We start from the raw sequence: 15,540 nt of genomic DNA on the forward strand, positions 1-15,540 counted from the left end.
TTAACTTAGAATAGATACAGGAGAGCACACATGGCTCGCGTAAAACGTGGTGTAATTGCACGTGCACGTCACAAGAAAATTTTGAAACAAGCTAAAGGCTACTACGGTGCGCGTTCACGCGTATACCGCGTTGCCTTCCAGGCTGTTATCAAAGCAGGTCAGTACGCTTACCGTGACCGTCGTCAGCGTAAGCGTCAGTTCCGTCAACTGTGGATTGCGCGTATCAACGCAGCAGCACGTCAGAACGGTATTTCTTACAGCAAATTCATCAACGGCCTGAAAAAAGCCTCTGTTGAAATCGACCGTAAGATCCTGGCTGACATCGCAGTATTCGACAAAGTAGCGTTCACCGCTCTGGTCGAAAAAGCGAAAGCAGCACTGGCATAAGCCAGTTGAAAGAGGAGGCTTTGCCTCCTCTTTTCATTCAACACCATCAGAAGATTGACATTTATCCGTGCAGGCTTTTCAATAAGGTCTTAACGGTTTTTACCCTACAAGGTAACGCAAGCATGAATGCTGCTATTTTCCGCTTCTTCTTTTACTTTAGCACCTGACATCAGGAGGCTAGCGCGTGAAAGATGAAACGAAAAACAGCGCCAGATAAGCCTCCCGATGGAGGCTTTTTTTGTGCCTGAATTTGAGAGAATACGTCCAACAATTCGGTGTCTGCACCGACATAATGAGGAAAACCATGTCACATCTCGCAGAGCTGGTTGCCAGTGCAACGGCCGCCATTAACCAGGCCTCAGATGTTGCCGCGTTAGACAATGTCCGCGTCGAATATCTGGGCAAGAAAGGGCATTTGACCCTTCAGATGACTACCCTGCGTGAACTGCCAGCAGAGGAACGCCCGGCAGCAGGTGCAGTGATTAACGAAGCCAAAGAGCAGGTGCAGCAGGCGCTGAACGCCCGTAAAGCCGAGCTGGAAAGTGCCGTACTGAATGCGCGTCTGGCAGCAGAAACCATCGACGTTTCTCTGCCGGGGCGTCGTACTGAAAACGGCGGCCTGCATCCGGTGACCCGCACCATCGATCGTATTGAAAGTTTCTTCGGTGAGCTCGGCTTTACCGTGGCGACTGGCCCGGAAATCGAAGATGATTACCACAACTTCGACGCCCTGAACATTCCTGGCCATCATCCGGCACGCGCTGACCACGACACTTTCTGGTTCGACGCCACCCGTCTGCTGCGTACCCAGACCTCCGGCGTTCAGATCCGCACCATGAAGGAACAGGAACCGCCTATCCGCATCATCGCGCCGGGCCGCGTATACCGTAACGACTACGATCAGACGCACACCCCAATGTTCCACCAGATGGAAGGCCTGATTGTTGATAAAAACATCAGCTTTACCAACCTGAAAGGCACGCTGCACGATTTCCTGAACAACTTCTTTGAGGAAGATTTGCAGGTTCGCTTCCGTCCGTCCTACTTCCCGTTCACCGAACCGTCTGCGGAAGTGGACGTGATGGGTAAAAACGGCAAATGGCTGGAAGTGCTGGGCTGCGGCATGGTGCATCCAAACGTGCTGCGCAACGTGGGTATCGATCCGGAAGTGTATTCCGGCTTTGCGTTCGGTATGGGCATGGAGCGTCTGACCATGCTGCGCTACGGCGTAACCGATTTACGTGCGTTCTTCGAAAACGATCTGCGTTTCCTCAAACAGTTTAAATAAGGGCAGGACAGAACAATGAAATTCAGTGAACTGTGGTTACGCGAATGGGTTAACACCACGCTGGACAGCGAAGCGCTTTCCAACCAGATCACCATGGCGGGCCTGGAAGTTGATGGCGTAGAGCCCGTATCTGGCGCTTTCACCGGCGTAGTAGTAGGTGAAGTGGTGGAGTGCGGCCAGCATCCTAACGCCGACAAACTGCGCGTAACAAAAGTGAACGTGGGCGGTGACCGTCTGCTGGATATCGTCTGCGGCGCACCAAACTGCCGTCAGGGGCTGAAGGTGGCCGTGGCGACCGTGGGCGCGGTACTGCCGGGCGATTTCAAAATCAAAGCCGCTAAACTGCGCGGTGAGCCGTCTGAAGGCATGCTGTGCTCCTTCTCCGAGCTGGGGATTTCCGACGATCACAACGGTATCATCGAGCTGCCGCTGGATGCGCCGATTGGCACTGACATCCGCGAATATCTGAAGCTTGATGATAACACCATCGAAATCAGCGTGACGCCTAACCGTGCCGACTGCCTGGGCATCATCGGCGTGGCCCGCGACGTGGCCGTGCTGAACCAGACCGAGCTGAACGTGCCGGAGATCGCGCCGGTTGAGGCCACCATCAGCGACACGCTGCCAATTCAGGTTGACGCCGTTGACGCCTGTCCGCGCTACCTGGGCCGCGTGGTGAAAGGCATTAACGTTAAAGCGCCAACCCCACTGTGGATGAAAGAGAAACTGCGTCGCTGCGGTATCCGTTCTATCGACGCGGTGGTTGACGTCACTAACTACGTTCTGCTGGAGCTGGGCCAGCCAATGCACGCGTTCGATAAAGATCGTATCGAAGGCGGTATTGTGGTGCGCATGGCGAAAGAGGGCGAAACCCTGTTGCTGCTGGACGGCAGCGAAGCGAAGCTGAACGCAGACACCCTGGTGATTGCTGACCACAGCAAAGCGCTGGCGATGGGCGGTATCTTCGGTGGGGAGCACTCTGGCGTCAATGACGAGACGCAAAACGTCCTGCTGGAATGCGCGTTCTTCAGCCCGCTCTCCATTACTGGCCGCGCGCGTCGTCACGGCCTGCACACTGACGCCTCTCACCGCTATGAGCGTGGCGTAGATCCTGCGCTGCAATACAAAGCGATGGAGCGTGCGACCCGCCTGCTGATCGACATCTGCGGCGGTGAAGCCGGTCCGGTTATCGATGTGACCAACGACGCGACGCTGCCGAAGCGTGCAACCATTACCCTGCGCCGCAGCAAGCTGGATCGCCTGATTGGTCATCACGTTGCCGATGCGCAGGTAACTGATATTCTGACGCGTCTGGGCTGTGAAGTGACAGAAGGTCAGGACGAGTGGAAAGCCGTTGCGCCATCCTGGCGTTTCGACATGGAGATCGAAGAAGATCTGGTGGAAGAAGTGGCCCGCGTTTACGGCTACAACAACATCCCTGACGAGCCGGTGCAGGCGGGTCTGGTGATGGGCAGCCATCGTGAAGCCGACCTGTCTCTGAAGCGTGTGAAAACCATGCTGAACGACAAAGGCTACCAGGAAGTGATCACCTACAGCTTCGTTGATCCTAAACTGCAACAGCTGATCCACCCGGGTCAGGAAGCCCTGATCCTGCCAAGCCCGATTTCCAGCGAAATGTCAGCGATGCGTCTGTCCCTGTGGACCGGCCTGCTGGGCACTGTCGTTTATAACCAGAACCGTCAGCAAAACCGCGTGCGTATTTTCGAAAGCGGCTTGCGCTTTGTACCGGATACTCAGGCGAATTTAGGCATTCGTCAGGATCTCATGCTGGCGGGCGCCATCAGCGGTAACCGCTATGAAGAGCACTGGGACCTGGCAAAAGGGACGGTTGATTTCTACGATATGAAGGGCGATCTGGAAGCCATTCTCGATCTGACCGGTAAATTATCCGAAATTGAATTCCGTGCAGAAGCGATTCCGGCCCTGCATCCGGGCCAGAGTGCGGCGATTTATTTAGACGGCAAACGCGTTGGTTTCATTGGCGTTGTTCACCCAGAGCTGGAACGTAAGCTGGACCTGAATGGCCGTACCATCGTGTTCGAGCTGGAGTGGAGCCCGGTTGCAGACCGCGTGATTCCTCAGGCGCAGGACATCTCTCGCTTCCCTGCAAACCGCCGTGATATCGCGGTTGTGGTCGCCGAAAATGTGCCCGCAGCAGATATTTTGGCCGAATGTAAGAAAGTTGGCGTAAATCAGGTAGTTGGCGTAAACTTATTTGACGTGTACCGCGGCAAGGGCGTAGCAGAAGGTTTCAAGAGCCTCGCTATTAGCCTTATCCTTCAGGATACCAGCCGTACACTCGAAGAAGAGGAGATTGCCGCTACCGTCGCCAAATGTGTAGAGGCATTAAAAGAGCGATTCCAGGCATCATTGAGGGATTGAACCTATGGCGCTTACAAAAGCTGAAATGTCAGAATATCTGTTTGATAAGCTTGGGCTTAGCAAACGGGATGCCAAAGAGCTGGTAGAGCTGTTTTTCGAAGAGATCCGTCGTGCTCTGGAAAATGGTGAGCAGGTAAAACTCTCCGGTTTTGGCAATTTTGATTTGCGAGACAAAAACCAACGTCCGGGCCGTAACCCGAAGACGGGGGAAGATATTCCCATTACAGCCCGCCGCGTGGTGACCTTCAGACCCGGCCAGAAGTTAAAGAGCCGCGTCGAAAACGCAACGCCTAAAGCAGAGTAATATGAACTAACCAAAAAGGCCGCCCACGCGGCCTTTTTTCTTTGCGCTATTTGCCAAACCCGCCGTAAAATCAATGATATCTCAACCGGATAACCTATCGTCTATGCTTGATCTTGCCCGTCGCCAGCACCGCTCCGATCTCCGCCGCCTGTGTCTGCTCGGGGTGCTGTTGCTTGTCGCCACCACGGTCAGCCTGTGTGCGGGCGATCGGTGGCTGGGGCCGGCAAGCTGGTTTACGCCTGAGGGACAGATCTTTGTCTGGCAGATCCGCCTGCCGCGGACGCTGGCGGTCCTTTTAGTCGGCGCTGCCCTGGCGCTGTGCGGCACGATCATGCAGGCACTGTTTGAAAACCCGCTGGCGGAACCCGGGCTTCTGGGAGTGTCGAATGGCGCAGGCGTTGGGCTAATCGCCGCCGTGATGCTGGGAGGAGGCGAGCTCTCCGCCTGGGGGATTAGCCTCAGCGCCATTCTTGGCGCGCTGTTGATAACCCTCATCCTGCTGCGCTTTGCCCGACGCCACTTATCCACCAGCCGGCTGCTGCTTGCCGGGGTGGCGTTAGGGATCATCTGTAGTGCGCTGATGACCTGGGCCGTCTACTTCTCCACCTCTTTTGATCTGCGCCAGCTGATGTACTGGATGATGGGGGGCTTTGGGGGCGTTGACTGGCGTCAGGGATGGCTGATGCTGCTCCTGCTCCCGGTCATTCTGTGGACGGCATTCCAGGCGCAGCCGCTGAATATGCTCGCGCTGGGTGAAACGTCTGCTCGTCAGCTTGGGATGCCGATTGGGTTCTGGCGCAACGTGCTGGTTATCGCCATCGGCTGGATGGTGGGCGTAAGCGTGGCGCTGGCGGGCGCGATTGGCTTTATTGGGCTGGTGATCCCGCATATGCTGCGTCTGTCCGGCATTACGGACCATCGAACCCTGCTCCCGGCCACGGCGATTGCCGGGGCGGCAACGCTGCTGATTGCCGATATCATCGCCCGGCTCGCTCTGACCGCCGCAGAGCTGCCCATTGGCGTGGTGACCGCGACGCTGGGCGCGCCGGTCTTTATCTGGCTATTATTGAAAGCTGGACGTTAACACACTACCCGTAAGTCAACCTGAGGGAATGCTATGCAGTCTGATATTCTGAATACCGAAGTGACCACCATTGACGGCGAGAAAACCACGCTGGAAGGCTACAAGGGCAAGGTGCTGCTCATCGTGAACGTGGCGTCGAAATGCGGCCTGACGCCACAGTATGAACAGCTGGAAAATATTCATAAAGCCTGGGAAAAAGACGGTTTTACCGTGCTCGGCTTCCCGTGCAACCAGTTCCTGGGGCAGGAGCCGGGCAGCGAAGAGGAGATTAAGACCTTTTGCAGCACAACCTATGGCGTGACGTTCCCGATGTTCAGCAAAATTGATGTGAACGGGGAAAATCGTCATCCGCTGTATGCCAAACTGGTGGCCGCGGCGCCGACAGCGGTTGCGCCTGAAGAGAGTGGTTTCTACGAGCGCATGGCAAGCAAAGGCCGGGCGCCGCTCTATCCGGACGATATTCTGTGGAACTTCGAAAAATTCCTGATTGGCCGTGACGGTCAGGTCGTACAGCGTTTTTCCCCGGACATGACGCCTGAAGATCCTATCGTGATGGAATCTATCAAGCTGGCGCTGGCGAAATAATGTCGCTGCTGATGCAGCTCACAGACGTTGCCGGGAAGGGACGTCTTGAGCCTGTAACCGCCACCGTCAACGCAGGGGAAATTCTTCACCTGGTTGGGCCAAACGGTGCCGGGAAGAGCACGCTGCTGGCGCGCATGGCGGGGCTAACCGCCGGGGAAGGGGAGATTACCTTTCTAGGGCAATCTCTTGACGAATGGCCACCCGCTACGCTCGCCTCCCGTCGAAGCTATCTGGTTCAGCAGCAGGTGCCGCCGTTTGCGATGCCGGTCTGGCACTACCTGACGCTGCACCTGCCTGATAAAAATCAGGTGGCATTGCTCCACGACGTTGCCGCGGCGCTCGGGTTAGACGATAAGCTCACCCGACAGGCCAGCCAGCTTTCCGGCGGCGAGTGGCAGCGCGTGCGTCTGGCCGCCGTCATTCTTCAGATCCATCCGTCCGGAAATCCTCACGGGCGGTTGCTGCTGCTGGACGAGCCGATGAGCGGGCTGGACGTTGCCCAGCAGGCCGCGCTGGATGCCCTGCTCAGCGCGCTCTGCCGCAAGGGCATTACCATTGTGATGAGCAGTCATGATTTAAACCATACGTTGCGCCACGCCCATCGGGTGTGGTTGCTGGCCCGTGGCAAACTGATTGCCAGCGGACCGCGCGACAGCGTGCTGACGGCTCCCAATCTTGCCAGTACTTACCACATGTCGTTCCGGAGGCTGGATATTGAAGGCCACAAGATGCTCATCTCCACGGCGCAGGAATAACCTTTCTTGCACAGCCGCATAGATGCACGCTAAATTACCGAAAGAACAAAAAAAGCAGAGGATTCGTCTGAAATGCGATTCTGGTTTCTCCTTGTTGCGGCGCTCTTTCTTGCAGGATGCAGTAGCCATCGTGCACCTCCGCCCAACCCACGGCTTTCCGATTCCATTACGGTCATTGCCAGCCTGAACGATCAGCTCAGCAACTGGCGCGGCACCCCCTATCGCTACGGTGGCATGAGCCGGGGCGGGGTGGATTGCTCGGGATTCGTGCTGATGACCTTCCGCGATAAATTTGATCTACAGCTTCCGCGTGAAACGCGTATGCAGGCGGAGATCGGCACTGAGATTGATAAAGACGAGCTCCTGCCCGGCGACCTGGTCTTTTTCAAAACAGGCTCCGGTGAAAGCGGCCTTCATGTCGGCATTTATGACACCGATAATCAGTTTATTCATGCCTCGACCAGCCGTGGCGTGATGCGCTCCTCTCTCGATAATGTTTACTGGCGTAAAAACTTCTGGCAGGCCAGACGTATTTAACCGATGCATAAAGATGCAGTGCGGGGAGCCTGGCGGCGAATATAGCCGTCAGGCTTTTCTTACGGGTTGATTAAAGTTAAATTTTTGCCCAATTATTTATGTCGGCATGTGCCTGTTTTATCTAAAACTGGCTATTATTCAATAACCAGGATAAAATTATTAAAGATTCAGGGAAAAATCTGAAAATTAATACGGAAAGAATGAAATTAAACTTATTAAAATCAAGACAGTGGAATTGTGCCTGCAATTGCTCCAGGATGTTCTCTCTCATCTTTAATGCAGGACAAGCGCGATGATTATTACGCTAGATAATGCTTACCAGTCTGAACTTTTACTGCTTCCGGCGCGTGATAGTGCAGGTTTGCTTAAAGGTTTAGAGATTTTGGTTAACTTTACTGGCGTGGGTACGGACGTACGAATCCCGACGGAACTGGTTATCCCGCATCTTTCCCGGGAAGATGAATTAGCGCTGTTTCAGGAGAAACTGCAATTACTCGATATCTGTAAGCTATTTTTTATTCAGCATCAGTTAATTGCATGGATCAATATTACACCCGCAATTGTTGAGTTTTTATTAACTAATGAGAACGCTGTTTCAATCCTTGAGCGTTATCCGTTTCTTGAGTTTACTGTTAATGAGAACTATCCAGGTTTAAATAACGGAAAAGACGATCTGACGCTGGCAAGAATGGCGATCCATTTCCCATTAGTGCTGGCTAACTTTGGTGCAGGGGCCGCGTCCCTTAAGCCGGTTTATGATGGTTTGTTCAAACGGGTCATTCTGGATAAAAACTTCATCCAGCAGCGCGTTTCGGCGCTCTCCTTTGAGCCTTTTATGCGCGCTATCCTCTGGCAAATCACGCCGCACTGTCAGTCGGTCATGGTCTCAGGAATTGACGATCACGGCATCCTGCAACGCGTGCTGCCCTTCAATTTTGGTGCAATGCAGGGCACCCTGTGGCCTGCCGTCCCGGCTGAACGCGTCACGACCCTCGTTCAGCAATAACCCCTTTCTTCGCCCGTGTTTACGTACAGGGAAACCCTCTACACTTAAAGCAGGAGGACTTATGACCCTGTCTTTTACTGCCCACTGGCATGATGAACTACCTGGCTTTTACACCGCGCTTAAGCCAACGCCTTTACAGAATGCACGTCTGATCTGGCATAACGATGCGTTAGCGGATTCGCTTGGCATCCCTTCGTCTCTTTTTCAGCCAGAAAAAGGCGCCGGCGTCTGGGGGGGCGAAACGCTGCTTCCGGGCATGAAGCCGCTGGCTCAGGTTTACAGCGGACACCAGTTTGGCGTCTGGGCGGGACAGCTCGGCGATGGTCGCGGCATCCTGCTGGGTGAACAGGTATTGCCGAATGGCGAAACGCGCGACTGGCACCTGAAAGGGGCAGGGCTGACCCCATACTCTCGCATGGGAGATGGCCGCGCGGTGCTGCGCTCAACCATCCGTGAAGGTCTGGCGTCGGAAGCCATGCATGCGCTGGGGATCCCCACCTCACGCGCGCTGTCGATTGTCACCAGCGACACGCCGGTTGCCCGCGAGACGATGGAGCAGGGAGCGATGCTGATCCGCGTGGCCGAAAGCCATCTGCGTTTCGGCCATTTTGAACACTTCTATTATCGCCGCGAGCCGGATAAGGTCCGCCAGCTTGCCGATTACGCCCTTCGTCGTCACTGGCCGCATCTGCAAAACGAAGCGGATCGCTATGTTCTCTGGTTCCGCGATATCGTCGCGCGCACCGCCTCCATGATTGCCCGCTGGCAGGCCGTCGGCTTTGCGCACGGCGTAATGAATACCGACAACATGTCCCTGTTGGGGCTGACGTTTGACTACGGTCCGTACGGCTTCCTTGATGACTATCAGCCGGGTTACATCTGTAACCATTCGGACTATCAGGGGCGTTACCGGTTCGACAACCAGCCTGCGGTGGGGCTGTGGAACCTCCAGCGTCTTGCACAAAGCCTGTCGCCGTTTATCGACGTCGATGCCCTGAACGATGCGCTCGACAGCTATCAGGAGGTGTTGCTGCGGGAATACGGCGCGTTAATGCGCAACAAGCTGGGCCTCATGACGCAGGAAAAAGGCGATAACGCGCTGCTGAATGGGCTGTTTGCGATCATGGCGCGGGAAGGCAGCGACTATACCCGAACCTTCCGTATGCTGAGCCAGACCATGCAGCAGAGCGCCGCGTCACCGCTGCGCGACGAGTTCATTGATCGACAGGCGTTTGATGACTGGTTTGCCGCTTACCGCGCGCGTTTGCAGCAGGAGCAGATTGACGATGATACCCGTCAGGCGCAGATGAAGGCGGTTAACCCGGCGATGGTGTTGCGCAACTGGCTGGCGCAGCGGGCCATTGAGCAGGCAGAGCAGGGGGATTATACCGAGCTGCACCGGCTGCATATCGCCCTGCGTACGCCGTTTGCCGACCGGGGCGATGACTATGTCAGCCGCCCGCCGGACTGGGGCAAGCGGCTGGAAGTGAGCTGCTCAAGCTAAGGGGCGAGAAAAACCTGCGGCGCGGCATGCGCCGGATGCGTGCCGACGTGCACCTGCGCACCGTACCAGCGGGCCAGCGCGTCGGCCTGCAAAACTGTCTCCGGCATTCCCTCAGAAACAATCCTCCCGTTGTGGAGCAGCAGGATCCTGTCCGACCATAACGCGGCAAGATTGAGATCGTGCAGCACCACGCAGACGTGAAGTTGGCCCTGACGGGTGAGGGATTTCAGCAGACGCAGCAGATGCTGCTGGTGATAGAGATCCAGCGCGGAAGTGGGTTCGTCGAGAAACAGCCAGCCGCGCGGCGTTCCGTCACGCCACAGCTGCGCCAGCGCGCGGGCGAGCTGAACGCGCTGCTGCTCGCCGCCCGAGAGGGCATGATAGCGCCTGCCGGCCAGCGGCAGGCAACCGGTCAGCTGCAACACCTCACGCACAATCGACGGTTCCGGGTGCCGCGTCCAGGGCGCACGCCCCATTCCAACGATCTCCTCCACCTGCCAGTCAAATCCTGGCTGAGTATGCTGGCGCATCACCGCCCGATAGCGGGACAGCGTTTCCGGCGGCCATTCGCCCAGAGTTTTCCCCGCCAGCGAACAGCTGCCGCTGTCGGGCTTCAGGTAGCCTGTCAGCAGCCGCAGCAGCGTCGATTTCCCCGCACCGTTGGGGCCGATAAGCGTCACCAGCTCTCCCTGCGACAGTGACAGCGAAATATTATCCGTCAGCGTGCGGCCAGACCGGGTAAGGGTAAGATGTTCAGCCGTATAGCGTTCAGCCATGCTGTTCTCCACGCCGAAAGATAAGCCATAAGAACCAGGGGGCACCAAGGATGCTGGTGAGCAGGCCGACCGGCATTTCTGCTGGGGCGACCAGGGTGCGCGCCACCGTATCCGCCACCAGCAGCAGAAGCGCGCCCGCAAGTATCGCACCGGGGAGCGTTGCGCGGTGATCGGCACCCAGCCACATGCGCATCAGGTGCGGCACCACGAGCCCGACAAAGCCAATCACGCCGCTGACGGCGACAGCCGCCGCGACCAGCAGGGCGCTGCACAACAGTAAGATTCGCTGTATCAGGGCAACGTCCACGCCAAGGTAATGCGCTTCCTCTTCACCCAGTTGCAGCAAATTTAACGCGCTGGCACAACGCCAGATCGCCAGAACGGCAGGCACCATCAGCGAGGTCACGGCTAACAGCGTTGACCACTGCGCCTGACCGAGACTTCCCATTCCCCAGAGCGAAAGCTGGCGAAGCTGCGCGTCATTGCTGACCCACGAAAGTACGCCTACTGCCGCACCGCACAGGGCATTGATGGCGATCCCCACCAGCAACAGGCGTGACAGCGAGCCGTTACGCTGTCGGCTGAGCAGAAAGATCGCGGCTGTGGCCGCCAGCGCCCCAATGAATGCCGCCAGCATCGGGGCGTAGAGCATCACCAGCGCGGGCAAAGAGAGCGGAAGCACCACCCAGAGTGCGACGGCCAGCGCCGCGCCGCTGCTGATCCCGAGCAGGCCCGGGTCGGCCAGCGGATTGCGGAACAGTCCCTGCATGACGCAACCGGCAAGCGCCAGCGATCCGCCAATCACCAGCGCCAGCAGCACGCGGGGCAGACGGATGGTTAGCCAGATCTGGCGCAGCGTCTCATCGCTGCTGCTCCACAGCACGTTCACCGGCAGGCGTAACGCCCCAAAACCGGTGGCGGTGAACGTTATGACGGTGAGCGCCCCCGCCAGAAGCCACAGCGAGAGCGTGATGCGCCGGGACATCAGGGCAGTTGCTCCGCTCTGGTTCGCAGCTGCTGAATGGCTTTCGGCGTACGGACGCTGAAGCCCAGCAGGGCCATGTCGTCAATGGCCAGCACCTGCCTGTTTCGTCCCGCTGGCGTTTGCGCCAGGCCGGGCAGTTTCCACAGATTTTCTTCACCGCCCAGCGCGGTGAGGCCGTCCTGCGAAATCACCACCAGATCCGGCTGGCTGGCCACCACTCCCTCCTGCGAGAGCGGCTGATAGCGGGTAAAGCCCTGCATGGCGTTCTGCAACCCGGCAGCGCGGATTGCCGCATCCGCGCCGGTCTGTTGCCCGGCCGCCATTGCGGTCATCCCGCCGTGGCTGAGGATAAACAGCACCCGCTTGTTGAGCGGTGACGAGGGCAGCGCCGCCAGCGCCTGACGCAGCGAGCTGCGCAGGGTTTCCCCTTGCGCCTCATGATGCGTCGCCTGGGCTATCACCCGTACTTTTTCGTCAATCGCGCGCAGGTCCGGGGTACCGGGAACGGTCACCACCCTGACGTGGCTCTGTTCAACCTGCTTCAGCGCCAGTGATGGCTGTGCCTGGTCGCTTGCCAGCACCAGCGTCGGGCGCACGGACAAAATCCCCTCCGCGTTGAGCTGGCGCAGGTATCCCACGTCAGGCAGCGCTGTCGTTGCCTGCGGCCACTGGCTGGTACTGTCGCGCGCAACCAGAGAGGACTCCGCGCCGAGGGCGTAGACGATCTCCGTCACATCGCCGCCGAGGGCGACAATTCTCTCCGGCGCGGCGGCGGCGACCAGCGGCAGGGCGCAGAGCAGGGCAAACCAGTTTTTCATGCGGCCAGTCCTTCCGGCGTCAGGGCGTCAATCTGGCGACGCCACAGGCTCTGCTCCGGCTCGCCTTCAGTACGCTGACCGTAGAGCTGGGCGATTTGGGTGCCATCCGCCGCAAACAGCTCCAGGCTGGTGACGTGACCGTCCGCCGTCGGCTTGCGCGTTACCCACGTCTCCGCGACGGCCTCCTCCAGCAGGTGCAGGGTAAAGGTCGGGTTGAAGATGTTCAGCCAGCCCTTCATTGGCGTCAGCTTTTCCACCGCACCGGTGAAGATCTGCACGCAGCCGCGGTTGCCGACAAAGATCATGATTTCGTTTCCGTCCCGTCGCGCCGTCTCCAGCAACTGCGCCAGCGCGCTGTTTTCAACCTTACAGGCCAGATCGTCACTGACCAGACGAAACGCCTGCTGGCGGCTGAGGTTGTGGCGCTTGAGCAGGCTAAAGAACTGGTGCACGTCGGTCATGGCGCGCCACTCGTTCTCTACCGTACTGGCGTCTGCGCGCTCGGCATGCGCGGGGGCATCGGCCGCTTCCAGTACCAGAGAGGGGTTATCAGCAATGATAAAACGGGTCAGCACGTCGCCCCAGGCGGCGACGTCGGTGCTATCCGTGGCGTAGACCTTCAGCAGCGCATCGCCCTGACGATCGAAGAACTGAATGCTCTGGCGTTCGCCACGCGAGGTCGCCTCGCTGATGTGAAACGCGCTCGCCCACTGGTTGAGGAACAGACGCAGATCCAGCGCGCGCGGGTTCAGCACCAGCCCGGCGTGGCCGCCGAGGTGCTGGTTAGTAAACGCCCCGACCTGTTCATGAACGGCGTACTCGTTACGGCAGATGCATTTGGTTTCGCCCACGGACTCCAGCGCCGCCAGAATGTCGCGGATCTCGCCGCGCAGCCGCCAGGCGTCGTGGCCGACGCGTGCATAAGCCAGCTCCGCCTCACTGATGTTCATTAAGCCGGCGATATCACGCGCGTACTTACCCGGATTTTCTTCTTTAAGCTCAAGCCAGCGTGTGTAGTGACGCATAATCTTATCCTTCTGAATCGTTGCCCCGACGGGGATTACCACTGATAACTGACGAAAATTTTACCGTTGCGACCGTCCTGCGGAATGCCCTGCGGTGACCAGTAGGCTTTATCAAAGGCGTTCCCCAGTACGAGGGTGGTGGTGATGCCTTTGAACTGCTGCTGGCCTTTGTAGCTGACGTAGAAGTCGTTAACCGCATAGCCCGGCTGCTCGCTGTAGCTGCTGCTGATGTGCGTTGAACGTTCGACGAAGGTGCCGATCCAGCCCACGGAGAAGCCGCTTTGCGCCACCGGGATATCCAGCTTGCTGGTGACGGTGTCCGGATTAATGCTGGAGATATATTCGCCCGTGTCGGTATCTTTCCCGCGCGTGCGGTTGTAGGCCACGTCGAGGTTGAACAGACTGGTCGAGTAGGTCGCCATCATGTCCCAGCCCCAGATTTTGGCGTTTGGCACGTTGTAGGACATGGTGGTAGCCGCCGCAAAATCGACGGTGGTGGAGATGTAATCTTTCGCTTTGGTGTCGAAGTAGCTGGCTTTGAACTCCAGCGCGTCGTTGGCGAGCATGAGATCGTCAAAACGCAGCCCAAAACCGAACTCCTGGGTTTCGTTAGTTTCCGGACGCAGGTTCGGGTTCGGCACCCAGTAGTTGGTGTAGAAACTGCCGATGGAGAAGTGCTTCGAGTCGTTATACATCTCGCCCATCGTTGGCGCGCGGAAGGCCTGAGCGTAAGAGCCGAACAGCATCAGCCAGTCGGCTGGACTCACGGTTAACCCGGCGCGTGATGACCACTTATCCGCATCCACGTCGTCGTAACCGCTGCTGCTGCCGCGGTAGTTGTCGTAACGCGTCCCGCCGAGAAGCGTTACCGGCAGGTCGCGCAGGGTGATCTCATCCTGCAACCAGCCGGAGCTAAAGTCGATCTTCGCGTCCGGGAAGCCGGTGGTCGCGCCGCCAGGGTGTTGCTCCTGACGATAGTATTCCCCGCCGTAGGTCAGCAGGTGCGAGGCAAAAGAGTCGCTGAACAGGCGGGTGCGGTTTTCCACTTTGCCGCCTTTGGTGGTCTGCTTACGGAACTCGCCGCTGGCGTCAATGTTCTGGGCGTTGATCCGTGCTTCGGACCAGTAGATTTTCGCATCGGCGTTTAGCCAGTCGTTTCCGGCGGGCGCAATGCGGTAGCCAAGCTGGGCATCGCGCTGAATGGTGGAACGGTCGGTCATCGGGTTACTGCTGTTGGCATCCGTGGTCTGCGGATTTTTTGGCTCCTGCGCGTCGTTGTTGTAGTAGCGCAGGGAGCCGCTGAGGGTCTGAGCCGGGTCGATTTTCCAGCTGCCTTTCGCCAGCATATTGTTGATGGACTCGTCGTTTGGTGCCCTCGCGCCGTCGCTCTGGCGAATGTCGCCGCGATCGCGGCTGGACCAGGAGACCAGGCCGTCAAGGGTATCAGTGCGGCCATAGGCGCTGGCACCCATTCCGATGCTGCGATCGCCCGTCGCGCCGGTAGCAAACACGCGATAGCCGCTGTTTTTACCTGCGTCCAGCAGATCGCTGGCGTCGACGGTATCATACGAAATCACGCCACCCAGCGCGCCGCTGCCGTACAGCAGGGCGGAAGGGCCGCGCACCACTTCAATACGTTTGATCAGCGCCGGGTCGAGGAACGTGCTGTTCAGGTGTCCGGTATCGGTACCCTGGCGTACGCCATCCACCAGCACCAGCACGCCACGGCGGTCGTAACCGCGCAGGTTAACGTCCTGGCCGTTGGTGCGACCGGTGCCGTCCAGCATCAGGCCAGGCACCTTGCGCAGCAGGTCGGCGGCGGAGCTGGCGGTCTGGTTTTCCGGGGCGGTGGCGTCAATCACGCTCACCATCATGGGGGCTTCAAAGGCGCTGCGGGCATTGCCGGTGGCGGTAACGGTGATATCGTCTGCGGCGGCAAACGCAACGCCCGGCAGGGTGCTGACAATCGCCAGCGCCAGAAGGGACGGGCGTAAAGACGCGGATTGCAGGTGTGGCATAGCAACTCTCCATAAGAATTGAAAAGCGCTGGCTGCCTGGGGATCACCTGGGTGGCTGGCGAAGG

16 protein-coding genes and 1 other annotated feature are annotated in these 15,540 nt (G+C 58.2%); of the genes, 11 read left to right on the top strand and 5 right to left on the bottom strand.

From position 1 onward, the window contains the following. Window positions 1–30: 30 nt before the first annotated feature. From rplT to selO, 11 genes are all read left to right on the top strand, one after another. Complete coding sequence (gene rplT / locus INF58_RS05260; RefSeq protein ID WP_000124850.1) at window positions 31–387, top strand: 50S ribosomal protein L20; 357 nt, start codon at window positions 31–33, stop codon at window positions 385–387. 117 nt (window positions 388–504) lie between these two features. Beyond that, window positions 505–629 (top strand) — a sequence feature (Phe leader region). Beyond that, window positions 510–554, top strand: a complete 45-nt coding sequence (gene pheM / locus INF58_RS05265) for a pheST operon leader peptide PheM (RefSeq protein ID WP_001386830.1) — start codon at window positions 510–512, stop codon at window positions 552–554. It overlaps the preceding feature by 45 nt. Window positions 630–691: 62 nt before the next feature. Further along, entirely contained in the window at window positions 692–1,675 is a 984-nt protein-coding gene (gene pheS / locus INF58_RS05270; RefSeq protein ID WP_193527163.1) for a phenylalanine--tRNA ligase subunit alpha, read from the top strand. Between the two features lie 15 nt (window positions 1,676–1,690). Further along, on the top strand, window positions 1,691–4,078 hold the full coding sequence (gene pheT / locus INF58_RS05275; protein WP_193527164.1) for a phenylalanine--tRNA ligase subunit beta: 2,388 nt from the start codon (window positions 1,691–1,693) through the stop codon (window positions 4,076–4,078). 4 nt (window positions 4,079–4,082) lie between these two features. After that, the gene (ihfA, locus tag INF58_RS05280; protein ID WP_003857805.1) at window positions 4,083–4,382 is read left to right on the top strand and encodes an integration host factor subunit alpha; all 300 of its coding nucleotides are present in this window, start codon (window positions 4,083–4,085) and stop codon (window positions 4,380–4,382) included. Window positions 4,383–4,485: 103 nt separating this feature from the next. Beyond that, a complete protein-coding gene (btuC, locus tag INF58_RS05285) occupies window positions 4,486–5,466 on the top strand; it encodes a vitamin B12 ABC transporter permease BtuC (protein WP_193527165.1) in 981 nt (326 codons plus the stop codon). A gap of 33 nt (window positions 5,467–5,499) precedes the next feature. After that, window positions 5,500–6,051 (top strand): glutathione peroxidase, encoded by a 552-nt coding sequence (locus INF58_RS05290; protein ID WP_022650905.1) that lies wholly within the window; start codon window positions 5,500–5,502, stop codon window positions 6,049–6,051. Further along, a complete protein-coding gene (gene btuD / locus INF58_RS05295; protein WP_193527166.1) occupies window positions 6,051–6,806 on the top strand; it encodes a vitamin B12 ABC transporter ATP-binding protein BtuD in 756 nt (251 codons plus the stop codon). Before INF58_RS05290 ends, btuD begins: the two co-directional genes overlap by 1 nt. Window positions 6,807–6,878: 72 nt before the next feature. Then, entirely contained in the window at window positions 6,879–7,343 is a 465-nt protein-coding gene (locus INF58_RS05300) for an NlpC/P60 family protein (RefSeq protein ID WP_063448974.1), read from the top strand. A 292-nt stretch (window positions 7,344–7,635) separates the two neighbouring features. Beyond that, the gene (locus tag INF58_RS05305; protein WP_193527167.1) at window positions 7,636–8,349 is read left to right on the top strand and encodes an EAL domain-containing protein; all 714 of its coding nucleotides are present in this window, start codon (window positions 7,636–7,638) and stop codon (window positions 8,347–8,349) included. 61 nt (window positions 8,350–8,410) lie between these two features. Then, on the top strand, window positions 8,411–9,853 hold the full coding sequence (gene selO / locus INF58_RS05310; RefSeq protein ID WP_193527168.1) for a protein adenylyltransferase SelO: 1,443 nt from the start codon (window positions 8,411–8,413) through the stop codon (window positions 9,851–9,853). On the opposite strand, the gene INF58_RS05315 is transcribed toward selO, so the two are convergent. From INF58_RS05315 to INF58_RS05335, 5 genes are read right to left on the bottom strand one after another with little or no spacing between them, the layout of a single operon-like run. Continuing rightward, window positions 9,850–10,629 carry a heme ABC transporter ATP-binding protein gene (locus tag INF58_RS05315; protein ID WP_193527169.1) on the bottom strand — a complete coding sequence of 260 codons (780 nt, stop codon included), beginning with the start codon at window positions 10,627–10,629 and terminating at the stop codon, window positions 9,850–9,852. The two genes, selO and INF58_RS05315, sit on opposite strands and share 4 nt — an antisense overlap. Next, window positions 10,622–11,614 carry an iron ABC transporter permease gene (locus tag INF58_RS05320; protein ID WP_193527170.1) on the bottom strand — a complete coding sequence of 331 codons (993 nt, stop codon included), beginning with the start codon at window positions 11,612–11,614 and terminating at the stop codon, window positions 10,622–10,624. Before INF58_RS05320 ends, INF58_RS05315 begins: the two co-directional genes overlap by 8 nt. Continuing rightward, complete coding sequence (locus INF58_RS05325) at window positions 11,614–12,432, bottom strand: hemin ABC transporter substrate-binding protein (RefSeq protein WP_193527171.1); 819 nt, start codon at window positions 12,430–12,432, stop codon at window positions 11,614–11,616. The genes INF58_RS05320 and INF58_RS05325 overlap by 1 nt, the downstream gene beginning before the upstream one ends. Next, window positions 12,429–13,457 carry a hematinate-forming heme oxygenase ChuS gene (gene chuS / locus INF58_RS05330; protein WP_193527172.1) on the bottom strand — a complete coding sequence of 343 codons (1,029 nt, stop codon included), beginning with the start codon at window positions 13,455–13,457 and terminating at the stop codon, window positions 12,429–12,431. Before chuS ends, INF58_RS05325 begins: the two co-directional genes overlap by 4 nt. 35 nt (window positions 13,458–13,492) lie before the next feature. Then, the gene (locus INF58_RS05335; RefSeq protein WP_107535181.1) at window positions 13,493–15,475 is read right to left on the bottom strand and encodes a TonB-dependent hemoglobin/transferrin/lactoferrin family receptor; all 1,983 of its coding nucleotides are present in this window, start codon (window positions 15,473–15,475) and stop codon (window positions 13,493–13,495) included. Window positions 15,476–15,540 lie beyond the last annotated feature (65 nt).

This window comes from Enterobacter cloacae complex sp. P24RS (assembly GCF_014982165.1).
Taxonomy (GTDB): domain Bacteria; phylum Pseudomonadota; class Gammaproteobacteria; order Enterobacterales; family Enterobacteriaceae; genus Enterobacter; species Enterobacter quasihormaechei.